The 19,753-nt window shown below is 70.7% G+C and carries 21 protein-coding genes and 1 pseudogene; 12 read left to right on the top strand and 10 right to left on the bottom strand.

Annotated features, from left to right (window positions below):
* Positions 1-26: 26 nt before the first annotated feature.
* The 4 genes from ACZ7L1_RS30600 to ACZ7L1_RS30585 all read left to right on the top strand — a co-directional run bounded on the left by ACZ7L1_RS30600 (position 27) and on the right by ACZ7L1_RS30585 (position 6,015).
* Positions 27-3,599, top strand: coding sequence for an NACHT domain-containing protein (locus ACZ7L1_RS30600; protein WP_471441646.1), 3,573 nt, complete (start codon positions 27-29; stop codon positions 3,597-3,599).
* 47 nt (positions 3,600-3,646) lie between these two features.
* The gene (locus tag ACZ7L1_RS30595) at positions 3,647-3,823 is read left to right on the top strand and encodes a DUF6104 family protein (RefSeq protein WP_471441644.1); all 177 of its coding nucleotides are present in this window, start codon (positions 3,647-3,649) and stop codon (positions 3,821-3,823) included.
* A gap of 217 nt (positions 3,824-4,040) precedes the next feature.
* Positions 4,041-4,973, top strand: coding sequence for a DUF4097 family beta strand repeat-containing protein (locus ACZ7L1_RS30590; protein ID WP_471441642.1), 933 nt, complete (start codon positions 4,041-4,043; stop codon positions 4,971-4,973).
* 1 nt (position 4,974) lies between these two features.
* Positions 4,975-6,015 carry a PadR family transcriptional regulator gene (locus tag ACZ7L1_RS30585; RefSeq protein ID WP_471441640.1) on the top strand — a complete coding sequence of 347 codons (1,041 nt, stop codon included), beginning with the start codon at positions 4,975-4,977 and terminating at the stop codon, positions 6,013-6,015.
* 44 nt (positions 6,016-6,059) lie between these two features.
* On the opposite strand, the gene ACZ7L1_RS30580 is transcribed toward ACZ7L1_RS30585, so the two are convergent.
* The 4 genes from ACZ7L1_RS30580 to ACZ7L1_RS30565 all read right to left on the bottom strand — a co-directional run bounded on the left by ACZ7L1_RS30580 (position 6,060) and on the right by ACZ7L1_RS30565 (position 9,527).
* Positions 6,060-6,626, bottom strand: coding sequence for a Clp protease N-terminal domain-containing protein (locus ACZ7L1_RS30580; RefSeq protein ID WP_471441638.1), 567 nt, complete (start codon positions 6,624-6,626; stop codon positions 6,060-6,062).
* Positions 6,626-6,835 (bottom strand): RNA polymerase sigma factor sigma-70 region 4 domain-containing protein, encoded by a 210-nt coding sequence (locus ACZ7L1_RS30575; RefSeq protein WP_361450088.1) that lies wholly within the window; start codon positions 6,833-6,835, stop codon positions 6,626-6,628. The genes ACZ7L1_RS30580 and ACZ7L1_RS30575 overlap by 1 nt, the downstream gene beginning before the upstream one ends.
* A 152-nt stretch (positions 6,836-6,987) precedes the next feature.
* Complete coding sequence (locus tag ACZ7L1_RS30570) at positions 6,988-7,953, bottom strand: zinc-binding dehydrogenase (RefSeq protein WP_471441636.1); 966 nt, start codon at positions 7,951-7,953, stop codon at positions 6,988-6,990.
* A 350-nt stretch (positions 7,954-8,303) separates the two neighbouring features.
* A complete protein-coding gene (locus ACZ7L1_RS30565; protein WP_471441634.1) occupies positions 8,304-9,527 on the bottom strand; it encodes an NAD(P)-dependent malic enzyme in 1,224 nt (407 codons plus the stop codon).
* A gap of 538 nt (positions 9,528-10,065) precedes the next feature.
* On the opposite strand from ACZ7L1_RS30565, the gene ACZ7L1_RS30560 reads away from it, so the two are divergent.
* Genes ACZ7L1_RS30560 through ACZ7L1_RS30550 form a run of 3 tightly spaced genes read left to right on the top strand, consistent with a single transcriptional unit; the run spans position 10,066 to position 12,805 of the window.
* Positions 10,066-11,025 carry an ABC transporter substrate-binding protein gene (locus ACZ7L1_RS30560; protein ID WP_471441632.1) on the top strand — a complete coding sequence of 320 codons (960 nt, stop codon included), beginning with the start codon at positions 10,066-10,068 and terminating at the stop codon, positions 11,023-11,025.
* A 32-nt stretch (positions 11,026-11,057) separates the two neighbouring features.
* Positions 11,058-11,996 carry an amino acid ABC transporter permease gene (locus tag ACZ7L1_RS30555; protein ID WP_471441630.1) on the top strand — a complete coding sequence of 313 codons (939 nt, stop codon included), beginning with the start codon at positions 11,058-11,060 and terminating at the stop codon, positions 11,994-11,996.
* 56 nt (positions 11,997-12,052) lie between these two features.
* Positions 12,053-12,805 (top strand): amino acid ABC transporter ATP-binding protein, encoded by a 753-nt coding sequence (locus tag ACZ7L1_RS30550; protein ID WP_471441707.1) that lies wholly within the window; start codon positions 12,053-12,055, stop codon positions 12,803-12,805.
* A gap of 63 nt (positions 12,806-12,868) precedes the next feature.
* Here ACZ7L1_RS30550 and ACZ7L1_RS30545 read toward each other — a convergent pair whose 3' ends face one another.
* Complete coding sequence (locus ACZ7L1_RS30545; RefSeq protein WP_471441628.1) at positions 12,869-13,318, bottom strand: hypothetical protein; 450 nt, start codon at positions 13,316-13,318, stop codon at positions 12,869-12,871.
* Between the two features lie 148 nt (positions 13,319-13,466).
* A complete protein-coding gene (locus tag ACZ7L1_RS30540; protein ID WP_471441626.1) occupies positions 13,467-14,237 on the bottom strand; it encodes a class I SAM-dependent methyltransferase in 771 nt (256 codons plus the stop codon).
* A 101-nt stretch (positions 14,238-14,338) separates the two neighbouring features.
* Between ACZ7L1_RS30540 and ACZ7L1_RS30535 the strand changes: the two genes are divergently transcribed.
* Positions 14,339-14,968, top strand: a complete 630-nt coding sequence (locus ACZ7L1_RS30535) for a CGNR zinc finger domain-containing protein (RefSeq protein WP_471441624.1) — start codon at positions 14,339-14,341, stop codon at positions 14,966-14,968.
* Here ACZ7L1_RS30535 and sodX read toward each other — a convergent pair.
* Positions 14,872-15,306 (bottom strand): nickel-type superoxide dismutase maturation protease, encoded by a 435-nt coding sequence (gene sodX, locus ACZ7L1_RS30530; RefSeq protein WP_471441705.1) that lies wholly within the window; start codon positions 15,304-15,306, stop codon positions 14,872-14,874. The two genes, ACZ7L1_RS30535 and sodX, sit on opposite strands and share 97 nt — an antisense overlap.
* Before the next feature lie 146 nt (positions 15,307-15,452).
* On the opposite strand from sodX, the gene sodN reads away from it, so the two are divergent.
* From sodN to ACZ7L1_RS30510, 4 genes and pseudogenes are all read left to right on the top strand, one after another.
* Positions 15,453-15,848 (top strand): superoxide dismutase, Ni, encoded by a 396-nt coding sequence (sodN, locus tag ACZ7L1_RS30525; protein ID WP_103839348.1) that lies wholly within the window; start codon positions 15,453-15,455, stop codon positions 15,846-15,848.
* A gap of 335 nt (positions 15,849-16,183) precedes the next feature.
* Complete coding sequence (locus ACZ7L1_RS30520) at positions 16,184-16,615, top strand: helix-turn-helix transcriptional regulator (RefSeq protein WP_403614298.1); 432 nt, start codon at positions 16,184-16,186, stop codon at positions 16,613-16,615.
* A gap of 9 nt (positions 16,616-16,624) precedes the next feature.
* Complete coding sequence (locus ACZ7L1_RS30515; protein WP_471441622.1) at positions 16,625-17,044, top strand: VOC family protein; 420 nt, start codon at positions 16,625-16,627, stop codon at positions 17,042-17,044.
* A pseudogene (locus tag ACZ7L1_RS30510) lies at positions 17,041-17,427 on the top strand (VOC family protein); the annotation flags it as partial. The gene ACZ7L1_RS30515 and the pseudogene ACZ7L1_RS30510, both read left to right, overlap by 4 nt.
* A gap of 57 nt (positions 17,428-17,484) precedes the next feature.
* Here the strand turns inward: ACZ7L1_RS30510 and ACZ7L1_RS30505 are convergent.
* The 3 genes from ACZ7L1_RS30505 to ACZ7L1_RS30495 form a co-directional block, all read right to left on the bottom strand.
* Positions 17,485-17,685: a hypothetical protein gene (locus tag ACZ7L1_RS30505; protein ID WP_471441620.1), complete on the bottom strand. Its 201-nt coding sequence runs from the start codon at positions 17,683-17,685 to the stop codon at positions 17,485-17,487.
* Between the two features lie 66 nt (positions 17,686-17,751).
* Entirely contained in the window at positions 17,752-18,369 is a 618-nt protein-coding gene (locus tag ACZ7L1_RS30500) for a GNAT family N-acetyltransferase (RefSeq protein ID WP_471441619.1), read from the bottom strand.
* 208 nt (positions 18,370-18,577) lie between these two features.
* Positions 18,578-19,690, bottom strand: a complete 1,113-nt coding sequence (locus ACZ7L1_RS30495; RefSeq protein ID WP_471441703.1) for a family 2 encapsulin nanocompartment cargo protein polyprenyl transferase — start codon at positions 19,688-19,690, stop codon at positions 18,578-18,580.
* Between the last annotated feature and the right edge of the window lie 63 nt (positions 19,691-19,753).

The following is a 19,753-nucleotide window of genomic DNA, read 5'->3' as shown; positions in this document are numbered from 1 at the left end:
AAACTCGGAAATCGGCGAGGGGGGCCATGGCCGGGGGACGACCACCGAAAGGCGACCAGCAACGGCACCCGGAGCTGGAGGAGTTGGCGGAGTGGTTCGACCGGGCCATCGAGGAGGCGGGGCATCCGAGCCACAACGCGGTCGTACGGGCCGAACTCGCGCACAAGAACGTGGTGTACGGCATCAGCAACGCGGCCAGGCTGTTCCCGTTGCTGCAGGTCAAGTCGTACGCGGTGGCGCTCGGGCGGGAACCCGCGGAGGTCGAGCCGATCTGGATCCGCGCCAAGGAGGCCATGGACAGGGCCGCCGACACCGCCCGCGAAGCGCATACGCCGAAGCTCACCTCGTGGTCCGAACTCCCGCAACCGAGCCTGTCGTTGAAGACCCTCCTTCAGGCCCAGGCACGAGCTGTGGAGCGACTGCCGTACGACATGCTGGGCGTGGCGGAGCCGCCGTTGTCCGCCGTGTACGTACGGCAGCGGGTGCGGGCGCCACGCGAGGCCACGCCGGGGCCTGAGGCGCGCCGGGGCGGCGAGACGCGAAAAGGGCCGGACCAGAGCGCCGGGACGCTGCGCACCGAGGCCAGGCTGCCGGTCCAGGACGCACTCGCCCGCCACGAGCATCTGCTGATCACCGGCGAACCCGGCGCCGGGAAGTCGACGCTGACCAGCCACCTGGCCTGGACGCTGGCGCGGATCTGGCTGCGTCAGGAAACCAGCCTGTCGGCACCGCTCGCCGAGCCGGTGCTGCCGGTGCGTGTCGCGGCGCACGCGCTCGTCGGCGAGTCGGACTCGTGGAGCGCCGCACTGGAGCACGCCGTACGCCGCACCATGCGGCTGAACCTGGTCGCGGACCCCGCTTCCTGGCTGTTCCAGTCCCGGGTGCAGGGGGCCCGATGGCTGGTGCTTCTCGACGGCCTGGACGAGATCACCGACCCCGACGCGCGCCGGACCGTCGTCAAGGCGATCGCACAGCACGCACGGGCCGGCAGTGACTACCGGTTCGTCATCACCAGCAGGCCGCTCCCGGACGCCGAGTTGTCGCCGCTTCGCACCGCGGTGCTCGGCGAGTACACCCTGGAGCCGTTCGGTCCCGAGGAACTGCGCGAGTTCGCCGCCAAGTGGTTCGCCGCGCAGTTCGAGGACGACGAGCAGGCACAAGCCGCCACGGACCGGTTCCTCGGCGAGACCGAGGACAGCCGCCTGCGGGATCTCGTGCGCAATCCACTGCTGGCCACGATCGCCGCGGTGAACGCGACGGTGAGCCCCAGCCGACCGCTGCCCACCCACCGCGTCAGCCTCTACCAGCGTTTCTTCGCCCGTCTACTCTCCCAGGGAACCTCGGGCGGCAGGCAGAGCGCACTGCGCCACCGCCTCCGGGACGATCCGGACCGTCTGGAGCTCCACCTCTGGCTCGAACGGAACAAGCGCGCCCTGCTCCGGGCCCTGGGCCGGCACAGGCTGGAGCACGAGGGGTCCCTTCTGGAAGCCGCCCGGGACTGGGTACGCGAGGCGGGCCCGGCCTGTCTGCAGGGAGTGCCCGACTGGGAGGAGGACCTTCCAGGCGTCCTCGCCGGCACGGGACTGCTCGTCAACGAAGAGGACGGTTTCCGGTTCCTGCACCACTCCTTCGCCGAGTACTTCGCCGCGGAGGCGTACGCCGACGAGATCCCGGCCGGCTTCCCCGATGCGGAGTCCTGGTTCTGGCGGGCGTTCCAGAGCGACGACCACACCCTGCCGCTGTTCGTGATGTGTCTGTGGGCGAGCCGGCCCGGGTGTGCCCCCGATCTGCTCGCGGAGCGCCTGTCCGCGGGGACGGCGGGCGGCCACTCGCGCTCGCTGCTGGCCGGGCTGCTCCTGGCCGAGGGCGTCCGGTTCGGCGAGTCGCACACCCGTCGGCTGATCGAGCGTCTGGTGCGTATCGGTTGCTGCACCTGGGACCTCGAGGTCCAGAACGAAGTGTTCGAAGCCCTTGGCAGCTTCGGGGACGTTCCCACGGTCGCCGACCGCCTGGAGGCCGTCGCCCGATCGGTACGCATGCCGGTCGAGCCACGCATGCTGGCCATACGGGCGCTCGGCCGGCTGGGGGTGGCCGATGTCGCCGAGGAACTGCTGAACGACGTCATGGGCGCCGTCCACGGCTGGCTGGACAAGGCGGCCGAGATCGCCTCGGCCCTCGGGCCCCGGGCCAAGGAGTCGGTGCGCGCCCGCGCCCTGGAACTCGCGGACGACCCGAGTACCGCTCCGTCGTTCACCGAAAAGGTACTGAAGGCACTGGCCCGCCTGGGCATGACGGACGACGTGAACCGCCTCGCGGGCCCGGCGCTGAGCAACCGCGCCGTCCGGTCCGACGGTGTCCGGCAGATCACGGAGTCCTGGCTCACCGGCACGGCTCCGGAGAACCGACGGCAGGTGGCGGAGTCGATCGCGGCCCTGATCCTCGAACGCCCGGTCGGCGACGGTCAGAGCCACATGGCGGCCGGCGAGGTGTTGGAGAAGTTCGGCGAGAGCGAGGCCGCGGTCGCCGTCGCCCGGCGCCTGCTCGCTCCGGGACCGGTGCATCCGGAATCGGTGATGTGGGCGGCCTCGACCATGGCCAAGGCGTACGGGCAGCAGGCCATTGCCGAGATCCAGAGCGCGCTGGACGGCAGCACCCCGGACGCGGGCCAGTACCTCGGAGTCCCGGCCCAGCTGCACATCGCCCTGGCGGGACTCGGCGCACGCGACAAGGCGGCCGCGTGGGCGCGGGAGCTGCTCAGTGGCTCGCACTGGTCCGTCGCCTCCGCGGAGCATCCCGTCGCCGTCCTGCTGGCGGCCGAAGGTCCCGCGGCCGTCGCCGCCGTCATGCGGTACACCTCACGCGGCCGGGGCGTCCTGGCGGAGGACCGGCCGGACGTGGCCGAGGCCCTCTCCGACGCCGGAGCCCGTGACGAGGCCGACGAAATCGCCGAACTCGCGCTGCGGACCCCGAACGGCTACCAGCGGGGGTACGAGAAATCGGCAGCCATCCTCATCAAGGACCGGGGCATCGCCGGCGCCCGGCAGCTTCTGGAGATCTGGCGGTCGACACCCGCGCTGGCCCTGGACAGCCGGTGGCTCCGCGGCGTGATCGCCGCACTGCCCACATGTCGGGAAGACGGGGAAGACCTCCTGCCGGTCGCCCGCGAGCTGGGGCGGGCGCTTGTCGCGCTGCCCACGGCGGACAGCGCATCGATCGCCGTCGGGCTCCGGCTCCTGTTCGGCATCGAGGGCGCCGACGCGGTGCCCGTGGCGGTCGCCTCCGCCCTGCGGCCGTCGTGGCTGTCGTGGGAGGGCGTTCGTGAGGTCGCGAGCGAGTGCGTGGCCTTCGGCAGGCTCGACGACGCCGTCACGCTGTGGCGGCACATCCTGCGCCAGCCGCACACAGGGCTGGGCCTCGACCTCGGCGTCCTCGAGGACATCGAGGCGGCCGGCGCCACCTCGCAGGCGGCGGCCTGGATCGAGGCGCTCCTCGACGACAAGACGCTTCACGCCCCTCGCCGACTGCGTCTGCGTCAGCTCCTGGCCTGGCTCGAGGAGGGCGAGCGGTGCGCCCCCATGGCGCTCCCGGCCGGTCCGTAGGCTGGTTCCGGCACCATCGCACCTTAGGAACGCAGGAGAGCAGCCCCATGTACTTCACCGACCGCGGCATCGAGGAACTGGAACAGCGGCGCGGCCAGGAGGAGATCACCTTCGAGTGGCTCGCCGAGCACCTCCGCACGTTCGTCGACCTCAACCCGGACTTCGAGGTACCGGTGGAGCGGCTGGCGACCTGGCTGGCACGGCTGGACGACGAGGACGAGTAGGCAGCCGACAGGGCGGGGCGCCCGGTCCATGGGCCCCTGCCCCACCTGTCGGTGGGTGATCACCGGATCGGGTGGCTTGACTTCCCACGGCCGCGATATATCGTGAATAGCGAAGACGCGATATGCCGCGTTCATCGACGTGCGCCGAGCGTGCCGAGCGTGTTGAGGCGCCCGCCCGTCGCTCGCCCCGCCCGCACCGGCCGAGGAGGTCAGCACCATGTCCGAGTGGTCCGTCGCAGAGCCGAGGAAGCTCACCTTCGATGACCCGGTGACGGCACTCCATGTGCGCATCGTCAACGGAACGGTGAACGTGGTGGGCACCGAGGAGGGTTCCGCCCGGCTGGAGGTCTCGCAGGTCGAGGGCCCCGCCCTGACGGTGACGCAGAAGGACGGCGCCCTCACCGTGGCCTACGACGACCTGCCCTGGAAGGGCTTCCTCAAGTGGCTCGATCCCAAGGGCTGGCGTCGCAGCGCGGTGGTCTCCCTCGCCGTCCCGGCGTCCACCCGCGTGGAGGTGGGCGTGGTCGGGGCCGACGCCCTGGTCTCCGGGATCGACGGCGGCGCCGACGTCAAGAGCGTCACGGGGGCGACGACCCTGGTCGGGCTCTCCGGCCCGGTCCGCGCCACCACGGTGTCGGGAAGCGTGGAGGCCCAGGGCGTCACCGGCGCGTTGCGGCTCAACTCCGTGTCCGGCGACCTGACCGTCATCGAGGGCGCGTGCCCGTCCGTGAAGGCCGACTCCGTCAGCGGCTCGATCATCCTGGACCTCGATCCCACGAGTGGTCCCACCGACGCCCAGCTGACGAACGTCTCGGGCGAGATCGCCATCCGTCTCCCCCACCCGGCGGACGCGGAGGTGGAGGCGAACACCGCGAGCGGCACCGTGTCCAACGCCTTCGACGACCTGCGCGTCACCGGGCAGTGGGGCGCGAAGAAGATCACAGGCCGCCTGGGCGGGGGCAGCGGCCGGCTGAAGGCGACCACCGTCTCCGGCTCCATCGCCCTGCTGCGCCGCCCACCCGCCGAGGACGACCCATGGGACATGCCGCCCGCCGACGCGTCCGGCACCGGCGGCGACGACACCGCCATCGCGGCAGACCGTTCCGCCCACGGCACGACCGGCGGCCCTACCGAGCGGAAGGGGCTCTGACATGCCTCCCGTCTTCGCCCACGGACGCCTGCGGCTGTACCTGCTGAAACTCCTCGACGAGGCACCACGCCACGGATACGAGGTGATCCGGCTGCTGGAGGAGCGCTTCCAGGGGCTGTACGCACCGTCCGCCGGCACCGTCTACCCCCGGCTGGCCAAGCTGGAGGCCGAGGGCCTGGTCACGCACACCACCGAGGGCGGCCGCAAGGTGTACGCGATCACGGACGCGGGCCGTGCCGAACTGGCCGACCGCAGCGGTGAACTGGCCGACCTGGAGTTGGAGATCCGCGAGTCGGTCGCCGAGCTGGCCGCCGAGATCCAGGCGGACGTGCGGGGGGCGGCGGGCGACCTGCGCCGCGAGATGCGGGCCGCGGTCTCCGAGGCGCGCCGGGGCACCAAGGAGCACGAGGGCGCCTACGGGACGTACGGCGACCAGGCGGAGAAGGAGGCGTGGCGCGCCGCCCGGGAGGAGATGCGCCGCGTCAAGCAGGAATGGAAGGAGCAGGCCCGGCGCGCCAAGGACGAGAGCCGGCGGGCCCGTGAGGAGGCCCAGCGGGCACGCCGCCAGGCCAAGGAGGCGCAGGAGCGGGCGCGCGCCCAGGCGCAGGAGGAGCTGCAGCGCATGGCGCGACGGGTGCAGGAGCAGGTCCAGGACCACTTCGCGCGGGGCGACTGGCCGACGGGCGTCCGGGATGGTCTGGCCGAACTGGCCAAGGAGTTCGGCGAGTTCGGCAAGGACTTCGGCAAGGACTTCGGCTTCGGGCGTCCGGGGGCCACGGATGCGCGCAAGACGGCGGAGCAGCCCGAGTACGCGACGACGCCCGAGGACTTCCCGGGTGCGTACGAGCCGTCCTGGGCGCACGAGGACTTCCCGGGCGACCCGGCCCGCGCCCTCGACCGGCTTCTGGACCGCTTCCGTGACGACATCCGCGACGCGGCCCGGGATCACGGGGTGACGGAGGATCAGTTGCGCGACGCCCGCCGGCATCTGTCGACGGCGGCGGCGCACATCGGGGCGACGCTGCGGTCACGGAAGGGGTAGGGCTCCTCACCTCACGACCGGCCGAGCGTCACCCGGCGGGGGGCTCACCCCGCCTTCGCCCGGCCGCTGCCGCCCCACAGCACGTGCTCCACGCCCGCGTAGGTCGCTCCATGGTCTGCGAGGACCTCGGACGGGACGCCGGGGCGGGCGGTCAGGGCGAGGAGCAGGTGCTCGTCGCCGATGTGCCGGTCGCCGTGCGCGAGGGCGGCGCGCAGGGACCGGGTGAGTACGTCCTTGGCTCCGCGGGTGAACGGGCGGCGCCCGGACCGCCGGACGGCACCGGCGTGGGTCGCGGCCAGCGCGCCCTGTCCGTGGGCCTCCTCGACCCGGGAGACGATCTGGGTGAGGTCGATGCCGAGCCCGGCGAGAGCGTCCGCGTCGGCGCGGGTGAGCCCGCCGCGACGGCGGGCCTCGGCGAGGTCCCGTTCGACCGCGTCCCGCCGCCCGGTCAGCCCCAGCGCCGCCAGGGCGGACGCTGCACGGCCATCCTCCCTCTCGAGCAGGGCGAGCAGCAGGTGGGCCTCGTCGACGCGTTGCTCACCGGCACGTTCGCAGCGCGCGACAGCGCCGGTGACCACAGCGCGGGCGTCCTGGGTGAACCGCTCGAACATCACTGCCTCCCGTACTTCTTGTGCACAGCCTGCCTGCTGACTCCGAGTTCCACGGCGATCTCCTGCCACGACCAGCCCTGGTTGCGCGCGCTGCGCACCTGCACCGCTTCCAGCTGCTCCAGCAGCCTGCGCAGCGCGGCGACGGCTCGCAGCCCGACTCGCGGATCGCGGTCGCCTGCACGTTCGGCGAGATCCGTTGCTTCGGTCATGGCGTCAACATAGGTTGACATACCCGGTGTTGTCAACCCGGGTTGACATACCGGTCGCGAAGACGCCCATGGCGGGCCCGGGACGAATCCCGAGCCCGCCATGGGGGGGTGGAGGAGGCGCAGTCAGCCGGCCGTCAGTTGGCGGTCGGCGGTCAGTTGGCCGTCAGCACGATCTTCCCGAACTGGTCTCCGGCTTCGAGGCGTTCGAAGCCCTCGCGGGCCCGGTCGAGAGGAAGAACCTCGTCGATGACGGGGCGTACGCCGGTTGCGGCGCAGAAGGAGAGCAGGTCCTCCAGTTCGTCCTTGGAGCCCATGGTGGAGCCGACGACCTTGAGTTCGAGGAAGAAGATTCGGGTGAGTTCGGCGTGGGAGGGCCGGTCACCGCTGGTGGCGCCCGAGATGACGAGGGTGCCTCCGGGACGCAGGGACTTGACCGAGTGGGACCAGGTGGCGGCACCGACGGTCTCGATGACGGCGTCCACGCGCTGCGGCAGCCGGGCCCCGGACTCCAGGGCCTCCACGGCGCCCAGTTCGACGGCCCGCTTGCGCTTGGCCTCGTCCCGGCTGGTGGCGAAGACCCTGAGGCCGGCCGCCTTGCCGAGCACGATCGCGGCGGTCGCGACACCGCCGCCTGCGCCCTGGACGAGGACGGAGTCACCGGGGCGGACGCCGGCGTTGGTGAACAGCATGCGGTAGGCCGTCAGCCAGGCGGTGGGGAGGCAGGCGGCCTCCTCGAAGGAGAGTTCCCTGGGCTTGGGGAGGAGGTTCCAGGTGGGGACGGAGACCTGTTCGGCGAACGTGCCCTGGTAGCGCTCGGTGAGGATGGAGCGGGGCTCGTCGGGGCCGACACCGTGGCCGGTCTGTCCGATGACGGAGTGGAGGACGACCTCGTTGCCGTCCTCGGCGACGCCGGCCGCGTCGCAGCCGAGGATCATGGGGAGCTTGTCCTCCGAGAGCCCGACGCCCCTGAGGGACCAGAGGTCGTGGTGGTTGAGGGAGGCGGCCTTGACGGTCACGGTCGTCCAGCCGGGCTTCCGCTCGGGGGCCGGGCGTTCTCCCAGCTCAAGGCCGGAGAGGGGGTTGTCGCGGTCGATACGGGCGGCGTAGGCAGCGAACATGACCTTGAGATTAGGCTCCGCCAGGGTGTCACGGAACCAGTGCCGACTGTGACACGCATCCCGCCGGGCGCGCGCACGTGGCTCTGGTCAGTCGTGCCTCCCCAGTGCCTCAACGGCCGCGACGGACCCCCGGGGCGGCCGTTGAGGCACTGGGGGCGCCCCCTCTGGGGGAGCCCCTCTGCGGGAGCCCCTCTGCGGGAGCCCCTCGGGAGAACCCTGTCGGCGCCGAAAAGCACAGCCGACGCCCGGCCCGCACCAACGTCGGGTGCCTTGCGAACACCGGGTGTGAAGCCGCGCTTCACACCCGCGGGCGGGCGGGAGGGAAAGCCTCCCGCCCACCCAGCGCACCGTTACCGGCGAGCCACGCCCTCCGCCCGAGCCGCCGCGGCCACCGCCGCCGTCACCGCGGGGGCGACCCGCTCGTCGAACGGCGAGGGAATCACATAGTCGGCAGCGAGATCGTCCCCGACGACCCCCGCCAGCGCCTCCGCCGCCGCGATCTTCATCCCCTCCGTGATGCGGGACGCCCGCACCTGGAGGGCTCCGGCGAAGATGCCGGGGAATGCCAGCACGTTGTTGATCTGGTTCGGGAAGTCGGAGCGGCCCGTCGCCACCACAGACGCGTACTTGTGTGCGACGTCCGGATGCACCTCCGGGTTCGGGTTGGCCATCGCGAAGACGTAGGCACCCTCCGCCATCGACGCCACCGCCTCCTCCGACACGGTGCCGCCGGAGACTCCGATGAAGACGTCGGCGCCCTCCAGGGCGTGCTCGAGAGACCCCGAAAGCCCCGCCTTGTTGGTGAACTCGGCGAGCTCCCGCTTGACCGGCGTCAGATCCTCCCGCTCCCGCGAGACGACTCCCTTGCGGTCGGCGACCGCAACGTCGCCGATCCCCGCCTCGATCAGCATCTTCGCGATGGCGAAGCCCGCCGCGCCGGCGCCGGAGATGACAGCCCGCAGATCGCCGAGCCCCTTCCCGGTCAGCCGCGCCGCGTTCCGCAGGGCGGCCAGCGTCACCACGGCCGTGCCGTGCTGGTCGTCGTGGAAGACCGGGATGTCCAGCCGCTCCTGGAGCCGGCGCTCGATCTCGAAGCACCGCGGCGCCGAGATGTCCTCCAGGTTGACGCCTCCGAAGGAGGGCGCGAGCCGGGCCACGGTGTCGATGATCTCGTCCACGTCCGTGCAGTCCAGCGCGATCGGCACCGCGTCCACGCCGCCGAACTGCTTGAACAGGATCGCCTTGCCCTCCATCACCGGGAGGGAGGCCTCGGGGCCGATGTCACCGAGCCCCAGCACCGCCGTGCCGTCGGTCACCACGGCGACGACCGACGACTTCCATGTGTAGTCGTGGACCAGCTCCGGCTGCTCCGCGATGGCCGTGCACACCCGGGCGACGCCGGGCGTGTAGGCGAGGGACAGGTCGTCCTTGTCGCGGACCGGCACGGTGGCCTGCACGGCCATCTTGCCGCCGCGGTGCAGCGCGAACGCCGGATCGAAGGAATCGTGGGGCTCCGCCCCGCCGTCCTGATCCGCATGGCTGTCGCTGCGCGAGTTGACGATCTCCGCTGCCACTGTCTTGTACCCCTTAGATCTGCATGGGTTTGAGGGTGACCACTCCTGGTTGAGGGGTGGGCGGGCACCGCGTACGGCCCATGTGACTGGTGCGTAAGGGCACATACGCGACGGGCGCGCCGCACACGCGCCCTGAGCCCCGGATGAGGGGTGTAACGCACCTTCTTACCGGACGGATGGTGTCCGGGACGAGTCCATAACGCGAAGGTCACACGCCGGTGAGATGACTCATGGCCGAAAATGTGGACAAGTCCACTGCACGCCCTCACACGATCACGCGTGCGAGCGTGAGGCCGACCGCATGGTGAGATGCACCGAAGATCTTCCGGCCGGAAGGAAGGATTCCCGCACAAGGTGCGGCCGAAATCGGCCGTCCGAGGCGGTTCGGGGGTCACCCGTTATCCGATTTTGACATAGCGAGTCACCTGAATGCCGCGGTGCGACTGGCAAGATGCCTCAATCACACGAGGTCGCGACACCCGAAGGTGTGTGTACTCGTCGACCCGTCGGCACAACCCATTCCGCCGGAGGAACCACCATGACCGCACGCTCCACCCGCCGCACGACCGCCACGCGCTCCCGAATAGCCGCGGTCGGAGCCATCGCGGTCGCGGGCACCCTGGTGCTGGCCGGTTGCGGCGACCAGACGAAGAGCCAGAACGGCAACGGCTCGAGCAGCGCCTCGGCCTCGGCTCCGCTGGCCGGCAAGCTCCCCGCCCAGATCCGCCAGGCCGGCGTCATCAAGGTCGGCTCGGACATCGCGTACGCGCCGGTGGAGTTCAAGGACAGCTCCGGCAAGACGGTCGGTCTTGACCCTGATCTCGCGGACGCGATGGGCAAGCAGCTCGGGGTGAAGTTCGAGTTCCAGAACGGCACGTTCGACGCCCTGCTCACGGGCATCCGCTCGAAGCGCTACGACATCGCCATGTCCGCGATGACCGACAACAAGAGCCGCCAGGACGGTGTCGACCCGGGCACCGGCAAGAAGGTCGGCGAAGGCGTCGACTTCGTCGACTACCTGACCGCGGGTGTCTCCATCTACACCCGCAAGGGCGACACCGGTGGCATCTCGACGTGGTCGGACCTGTGTGGCAAGAAACTGGCGGTCGAGCGCGGCACCGTCTCGGAAGACCTCGCCAAGAGCGAGACGAAGAAGTGTCCGAGCGGCAAGAAGATCACCATCGAGGCCTTCGACGACGACCAGCAGGCCCAGACGAGGCTGCGCTCGGGCGGCGCGGACGCGGCGTCCTCCGACTTCCCGGTGGCGGCGTACGCGGTGAAGACCTCGGGTGGCGGCAAGGACTTCCAGATCGTCGGCGACCAGGTCGAAGCGGCTCCGTACGGCATAGCGGTCTCCAAGGAGAACACGCAGCTGCGCGACGCACTGCAGGCCGCGATGAACGCGGTCATCAAGAGCGGCGAGTACGAGAAGATCCTCGAGAAGTGGGGCGCCCAGGACGGTGCCGTGAAGGAGTCCGCCGTCAACGGCGGAAAGTGACCGCGCCGCAGCGGCACTGAAAGGCATCATCCGTGACTGTTGACATCGACAAGACGGCGGACCCCCAGAACACGCCCCCGGCCGGAGCGGAGGCCATCAAGGCCATCCCGGTCCGGCACTACGGGCGCTACCTCTCCGCCCTCATCGCGATCGCGCTCCTCGTGGCGATCATCTATGCGTTCGGCCAGGGCAGGATCAACTGGCACGCGGTACCGGACTACTTCTTCGACCACCGCATCATGACGGGCGTGGGCAAGACCCTCTTGCTGACCGTCCTGTCCATGCTGATCGGCATCGTGGGCGGCATCATCCTCGCGGTGATGCGCCTGTCGAAGAACCCGGTGACCTCGTCCGTCGCCTGGTTCTACATCTGGTTCTTCCGCGGCACCCCGGTCCTGGTCCAGCTGTTCCTCTGGTTCAACCTGGGCCTGGTCTTCGAGTACATCAACCTCATGCCGTTCTACAAGGACTACTGGTCGAACTTCATGACGCCGCTGCTGACGGCGCTGCTCGGCCTCGGTCTGAACGAGGCGGCGTACATGGCGGAGATCTGCCGGGCCGGCCTGCTCGCCGTCGACGAGGGGCAGACCGAGGCGGCGCACGCGCTGGGCATGAGCCACGGCAAGACGCTGCGCCGGATCATCATCCCGCAGGCGATGCGTGTGATCGTGCCGCCGACGGGCAACGAAGTGATCAACATGCTGAAGACGACCTCGCTCGTAGCGGCCGTCCAGTTCCCCGAGCTCTTCCGCTATGCCCAGGACATCGGCCAGACGTCCGGCGCCCCGGTGGAGATGTACTTCCTCGCTGCCGCCTGGTACCTGATCATGACCTCGGTCCTGAGCGTCGGGCAGTACTACATCGAGCGGTACTACGCCCGCGGCTCCAGCCGCCAGCTGCCGCCGACGCCGTGGCAGAAGGTGAAGGCCAACATGCTGTCCATCGGCCGCCCGAAGGGAGGCATGGCATGACCGAGAAGCTCACCAGGGCCGACGCCGTCCCCGCCGACGGGAAGCCGTCCGTGCCGATGGTCAAGGCCGAGGGTGTCCACAAGTCGTTCGGCCAGGTGGAGGTCCTCAGGGGCATCGACCTCGAGGTGAAGGCCGGCGAGGTGTTCTGCCTCATCGGTCCCTCCGGTTCCGGCAAGTCGACCTTCCTGCGGTGCATCAACCACCTGGAGAAGATCAACGCCGGGCGGCTGTACGTGGACGGCGAGCTGGTCGGCTACCGGCAGCAGGGCGACAAGCTGTACGAGCTGCGCGACCGCGAGGTGGCGATGAAGCGCCGGGACATCGGCATGGTCTTCCAGCGCTTCAACCTGTTCCCGCACATGACCGCCTTGGAGAACGTCATCGAGGCGCCGGTCCAGGTCAAGGGCGTGAACAAGGCGGAGGCCAGGGAGCGCGCCGTGCAGCTCCTGGACCGGGTGGGGCTGGCCGACCGGGCCGGGCACTACCCCTCGCAGCTCTCCGGCGGCCAGCAGCAGCGCGTGGCGATCGCCCGCGCGCTCGCGATGGACCCCAAGCTGATGCTGTTCGACGAGCCGACCTCGGCCCTCGACCCGGAGCTGGTCGGCGACGTCCTGGACGTCATGCGGGACCTCGCCGAGTCCGGTATGACGATGGTCGTCGTCACCCACGAGATGGGCTTCGCCCGCGAGGTGGGCGACTCGCTCGTCTTCATGGACGACGGCGTGGTGGTCGAGTCCGGCGACCCCCGGGAGGTGCTGACGAACCCGCAGCACGAGCGGACGCAGGCATTCCTGTCGAAGGTCCTCTGAGGGATTCCCCGCCGGTCGATGCCGCCCACCCGGGAAGGGGTGGGCGGCATCGACCGTTCCCGATCAGTGCAGGTTCAGCCAAGGGCTGCGCGGCGACAGGTTGCCCTCCGTGTTCAGGCCCTTCATCTGCACGAAGGTCGTGAACTGTCCCTTGCCCTTGAAGTCATTGCCCAGGTAGCGCTTGTTGACCACCTTCCCCTTCGGGCAGGGGTAGGACTTCTGGGACACGACCTTCTCGCCCGTGGTGAGGACCCTGATCAGGATCGTGCAATTCGCGTGCTTCTTGCCCATGGAGACGATCGCGCTCGGCTGCCCCACGCCCTGGGACTTCTTGCTGATGCACGACTTCCAGATGACCACGGTGTCGTCGTTGGGGTAGGTGTCCACGTTCGAATAGGAGTAGCACCCCCCGTTACCGGACTCGGCGTACGCCGACGGAGCCGTGGTCAGCCCGGCGAACGCGACGATCGCGCACGTCGCCGCAGCCAGACCGGTCGTCTTCTTGAGTTGCATGACAAACCTTCCACCCGTTTTTGGAGGCGGTGCGGGGGCCGCCCCTTCGGGTGAAGATCATTCAGGTCCCTCAGTCATCTGCGCAAGTGAGAAAGTGAACGCGGGTTCTCCGGAGGGAGGGTGACTCCACCGGGCCAGGCGTGCCCGCTTACTTGAGCGCCAGCAGCACCGTGTCCGACGGTGAGCACCACACCGGGCGGGCCTCGGCGAAGCCCTTCTCGCGCAGTACGCGCGCGTGCCAGGCGGCGGAGGGCATGTCGCCGTCGGCGTGGGCGCCGTAGATCTCGAAGCGGCGGGCGGTGGGCGCGGCCAGGACGGGGTCCTTGGCGGCCAGCGCCCACCACTCGGCCCAGTCGAGGGCGCCGTCGCGCATGGCCTGGTCCATGCGGGCGTGCCGCTGGGCGCTTTCGGCCGCGTTGATCCGGGGCGTGGTGTCGTCGATCATGTGGTCGGCGTTCATGAAGACGCCGCCGTAGCGGACGAGTTCCGCGATCCGACCGTAGAGGGCCTCCAGGGGCTCGTCGCGCAGCCAGTGGAGGGCCGTGGCGGTGAGGACGGCGTCGTACGCGTCGTACGGCAGGCGCGCCGGCCAGTCGGGGTCCTTGAGGTCGGCCTCGACGAACGTGACGCGGTCGTCGCCCTCGAACGTGCCGCGTGCGATGGTGAGCAGGGCCGGGTCGAGGTCGACGCCGGTGCTGGTGGCCTTCGGGAAGCGGGCGAGGAGCCGGGCGGTGATGCTGCCGGTGCCGCACGCGAGGTCGAGCACGCGGGGTTCGGTGCCCACGAACGCCTCGACCATGTCCAGCATGATCCGGAAGCGTTCCTCGCGGTCGGGCATGTACCACTCCTGCTGGCGGTCCCAGCTCTCCTGCCATGCCCACCAGTCGGTGCCCCTCCTGGATCCGGTCGTTGTGTCCATCGGAAGCCCCCTTCTTCACAGAACTGCGTAATACCCTGGATGCAGGGTCATCTGTTACGCATCGCACCCACGACGATAGAGCGCCTTCGTAAGGACTACAAGTGGAACTGGCCTATTACTCGGACTACGCCGTACGCCTCGTGAACAGCGAGGAACCGGCCCGGGGCAAGGACTCGCTGACCTCGGTGGAGGCCGTCCGCGACCTCTTCGGGGGCAACCAGTCGGCGGCCCGCCGTGCCACCGACGCCGACGTGACCCGCTTCCGCTCGGTCCGGGCCCGGCTGCGCTCGGTCTTCGAGGCGGCGGACCGGGGCGACGAGACGCTCGCCGTGGACCTGCTGAACTCCCTGCTCCTCGAATTCCCGGTGAGCCCGCAGATCTCCGGGCACGACCACCGGGACGACGACGGCCGACCCCTGTGGCACATGCACCTCGCGGACCACCCGTCGAACGCGACCGCGGGCTACGCGGCCATCGCCACGATGGGGCTCGCCTTCCACCTCACCGAGTACGGCGTGGACCGCCTGGGCCTGTGCGAGGCGGCCCCCTGCCGCAACGCCTACCTCGACACCTCGACGAACCGTTCCCGGCGCTACTGCTCGGACCGCTGCGCGACGCGCGCGAACGTGGCCGCCTACCGGGCCCGCAAGCGCCTGGAGGCGGACCGGTCGGAGAGCACGGGCCGGGCGGCGGAGAGCGCCCAGCGCAGCAGCGCGAAGGCCGAGCGCTGACCGTCCCTGAGCGGGCGGTACCGGAACCACACCTTCCCGAGGACCAACTCCTCGGGAACGGTGCCGTAGTCGGTGCTGTCCCCACCCGCGTACGGATTGTCGCCGAGCACCCACCAGCCGCCCTCGCGCAGCTCCACGGCACGCTTGACGACCAGCAGGTCCTGCTGGAAGGGGTGGCGCAGCACGATGACGTCACCGGGCCGAACCCGCGCCCCGTACTGCAGGAGCAGCCGGTCCCCGTGCTGGAGCGTGGGCACCATGGACGGCCCCGTGACCTCCGCCACCCCCAGCGGCAGCAACGCCCTCGTGCGCTCGGTCTCCTGTGACAGCTCCGGCATCATCCGGCACCTCCCCGGTCCGTTCCTCCACCAGTCCCAGTCTCACCCTGGACTTTTGGCGTAAGCCCCTGGGGGCACTCGCCAAAACCGGTCCCCTACGGAGTAATGTCCCACCTGAGATGACGATCACGAGGAAGGACAGCTTCATGCTCTCCCGCCTGTTTGCCCCGAAGGTCAAGGTCAGCGCCCACTGCGACCTCCCCTGTGGTGTGTACGACCCGGCCCAGGCCCGCATCGAGGCGGAGTCGGTGAAGGCCATCCAGGAGAAGATGGCCGCCAACGACGACCCGCACTTCCAGGCGCGCGCCACCACCATCAAGGAGCAGCGTGCCGAGCTCGCCAAGCACCACGTGTCGGTGCTCTGGAGCGACTACTTCAAGGCCCCGCACTTCGAGAAGTACCCGGAGCTGCACCAGCTGGTCAACGACACCCTGAAGGCGCTCTCGGCCGCCAAGGGCTCGACGGACCCGGCGACGGGCCAGAAGGCACTGGACTACATCGCCCAGATCGACAAGATCTTCTGGGAGACCAAGAAGGCCTGACCGGGTCTTTCGCCCACGACCGACCGGCGAGCGGTGCACCCTCGCAGGTCCGCTCCCACCCGACGGGGCCCGGCCGCAACAACCGGCCGGGTCCCGTCGCGTTGTCGCCGGCCCAGCTTGAACGCGGCTCATTCCCCGTTCTTCCCACGCTCGGCCCACAGACTCGAGCAGCCCTCCCGCAGGGGCCGCCCACGAGGTCGAGGATCTCCTGCGCGATCGCCGTCAGTGGGGCTGGGTCGGCGTGTTCGGCGAGCCTGAAGTGTGCCCTCGGGCCGCCCGCACGTCCAGGTCCTGCTCAGGGGTCCGTTGTCAGTGGACCGTGCGATGCTGACGGCGTGGATGTGGAGGACCTGGTCCGGCTGCGACGGGCACGCGACCGGATGGACCGTGAGTACGCCGAGCCGCTGGACATACCGGCGCTGGCGCGTACCGCGCTGATGTCGCCCGGGCACTTCCAGCGCAGCTTCCGCGAGGCGTACGGGGAGACGCCGTACAGCTACCTCATGACCCGCCGTATCGAGCGGGCCAAGGCGCTGCTGCGGCGCGGCGACCTGACCGTGACGGAGGTCTGCATCGCCGTGGGCTGCACCTCGCTGGGGTCCTTCAGCTCACGGTTCACGGAACTGGTCGGCGAGACGCCGAGCGCGTACCGGGCACGGTCGCACGAGCAGGGGGCGGCGATACCGCCATGTGTGGCGAAGGGGCTGACACGGCCACGCCGTGGGCGGCCGGGCGACACGCGCACAGATCCCCGGGAGCAGCTCTAGCCTGACCTCATGGACCTGAAACTCGCCCAGTGCTTCATCGCCGTCGACGACCACGACAAGGCGATCGCCTTCTACCGGGACGTCCTCGGCCTGGAGGTGCACAATGACGTCGGCTTCGAGGGGATGCGCTGGGTGACGGTCGGCTCACCGCTCCAGCCGGACGTGGAGATCGTTCTGGAACCCCCGGCGGCGAACCCCGACGCCTCCCCCGCCGATCGCCAGGCGATGGCGGAGCTGCTCGCCAAGGGCGTCCTGCGCGGCGTCATCTTCTCCACCGAGGACTGCGACGCCCTCTTCGCCCGGGTCCAGGCGTCCGGCGCGGAGGTGCTCCAGGAGCCCATGGACCAGCCGTACGGTGTACGGGACTGCGCCTTCCGCGACCCGGCGGGCAACCTGCTGCGCTTCCTGGAGCGCCAGAGCGCCCGATGAGCGAACCGGTCCGCCGGACGTACGCCTTCGTCGACCGGCCCGCCCAGGAATTCGGTCGTGCCTGCGACTTCTGGGCCGCCGTCACGGACACCAAGCCGTCCGAAGCCCGAGGTGAGGACGGCGAGTTCCTGACCCTGCTGCCAGGGTCGGGCGCCGCCTGCGTGAAGGCGCAGGCGGTACGCATGGGCGGCGGCGCCCATCTCGACCTCGTGGTGGAGGACGTGCCCGTGCTGGCGGCGGCGCGTCGGCTCGGCGCGGACGTCGTCGCCGACCATTCCGGCTGGGCGGTACTGCGCTCCCCCGGCGGGGTGCTGTTCTGCGCGGTGCCCTGGCACGGCGAGTCCGTTCGGCCGTACATCCAGTACGCGCGCGACGCACCGCCTTGCGATGCACCGCACCGGACGCCGCGAGCTTTCCGGCAAACCTTTCCGGCCACAGCACTAGCGGTCTTTCCTGGTGCGTTCGCCGTACCGCTTCGGCTGCGTCTCCTCGGGTTGCCGGCCCGCGTAGGCCGGGCACTGCGGATTCCGGCAGGGGCCGGGGCGCCATACGGGAACCACGGCGCCCAGCGTCTTGTGGCGCCGTACGACGGTGGCGACGGGCTGCCCGCAGGACGGGCAGACGGGGTCCTGGCTGCCCATGCCTCCAGCCTAGGCCGGATCCGGGGGCCTGCGCCCGCCGTCGACCGCGTCGTCAGGGTCCGTGGTTCAGCGCGGCTCCCGCCACATCGGCCACATCCGCGGGCCGTCCGGGAGGTCCACGGTGCGTCCGGTGAAGGCGAAACCGAGACGTTCGTACAGCCGGGTGCTGCGGGCGCTGCTCGCCTCCAGATAGGCGGGCAGGCCCTCGCTGTCGCAGCGGTCGAGGACATGCTGGATGAGCGCGGTGCCCAGTCCCTGGCCCTGGTGTCCGGGGGCAACGCCGATCATCCACAGGTACTCGTGGGCGCGGTCCGCGGGGTGCGCCTCGGCCGTCAGCCGGGCGATCCGCTCCACGCGCTCGTTCTCCGGGTCGACGGCCTCCCGCAGCCGCACCCCGTCGTCCCCCTCCTCGCCCTCCGCCCCGTCCGTGCCGACGCCCGCAGAGTGGCCCGGGGGTATGGACAGCCACAGCGCGCACGCCGTGCCGTCCTCGGTCACGTCGATGCGTCCCTCGGCGAGCACGACGTCGGTGAAAACGGCCATCAGCCGGTGGTGCGTCCTGCGGCGGTACTCCTCGCCCGGGAAGACCCAGCTGCTGACCGGGTCGTCCTGGAACGCCTCGTCCAACAGCCGGACGACCAGCTCCCGGTCGCTCTGGCCGGCCGCCCGAATGGCCACGCCCATCAGCCCACCCCTTCACGTCAACTCGCCCGTTCCGTAGGGCGGTTGCAGCCTAACCGGAACTCGACCCGCCGGGGCGGCGCGGGCACAAAGGGGCGGGCCCCGCACATCCTGGGGAGGTGCGGAGGACCGCCCCGGCCGGAGTCTGCGGGGCCGTGCGGGGTCAGGAGCCGCGCGGGCCCGGGTCTCCGGGGTCCAGCGGTGGTGCCGGTCAGGTGCTGCGCCGGGTGACGAACTCGGCCAGCGCCAGCAGACCGCCCGCCGCGTCCGGGTCGGCAACCGCGCGGGACAGCTCCTGCATCGCCCGACCCATCCGGTCGGCCGCCTGCGACTGCGCCCAGTCACGACCGCCAGCCCGCTCGACGGCGAGTACGGTTCGCTCCAACTCCCCTTCCTGGTACGGCCCCTCGTACAGCTCCGCGAGCTCGGCCGCGGCCGGTGTACCGGAGGCGAGCGCGGCGACCACCGGCAGCGACTTCTTGCGGGCCATGAGGTCCGCACCGGCCGGCTTGCCGGTGCGCCTCGGGTCGCCCCAGATGCCGATCACGTCGTCGATGAGCTGGAAAGCGAGACCCGCCTCACGGCCGAACGCGTCCAGCGCCGCCACGTCCGCCGCGTCCGCTCCCGCGTACAGCGCGCCGAGCGCGCAGGCACAGCCGAGCAGAGCGCCCGTCTTCGCCTCGGCCATGGCCAGCACCTCCGCGAGAGTGACCTCGTGGGGGCCGCGTCGCTCCATGGCCGTGTCGGCGTGCTGTCCGGCGCACAGCTCGACGACGCAGGCCGCGAGCCGGGCGGCGGCCGCGGCCGACGCCGGGTGCGGGTCCTCGGCGAGCAGCTGCAGGGCCAGCGCCTGCAGGGCGTCTCCCGCGAGGATCGCGTCGGCGTCGCCGAACACGGTCCACGCGGTGGGGCGGTGCCTGCGGGTGGTGTCCCGATCCATCACATCGTCGTGCAGCAGCGTGAAGTTGTGGACGAGTTCCACTGCGGCGGCGGCCCCTACGGCGGCCGACTCCTGCCCGCCGAGCGCCCGGACGGCGGTCAGCACGAGGGCGGGTCGTATCGCCTTGCCCGCGTTGCCGGTCGCGGGGGTGCCGTCCGCGTGCTCCCAGCCGAAGTGGTAGCGCGCGATCCGGCGCATCGAGCCGGGCAGCGAGTCGACGGCCCGGCGCAGCTCGGGGTCGACCGCGGCGCGGGCACGCTCCAGGATCGCCGCGGCCTCCTGTCCGTCGGGCGGTGCCGGCCGGCCGGGGAGCGGGTCACGCCGCCTCGGGATACCGGCCGGGCCTCGCCGTGCGAGGGACGGGCCCCGCTTGGGCTCCGTCATGAACTCACTCATGGAACCGCCTCGTAGAGTCTGCGGACGGTGACGCCCTCCGCTGCTGCTGAG

The sequence above is a fragment of the Streptomyces sp. NPDC107546 genome (genome assembly GCF_055639175.1).
The sequence above is the reverse complement of the archived record's forward strand: the minus strand, read 5'-3'. Positions and strand labels throughout refer to the sequence as shown.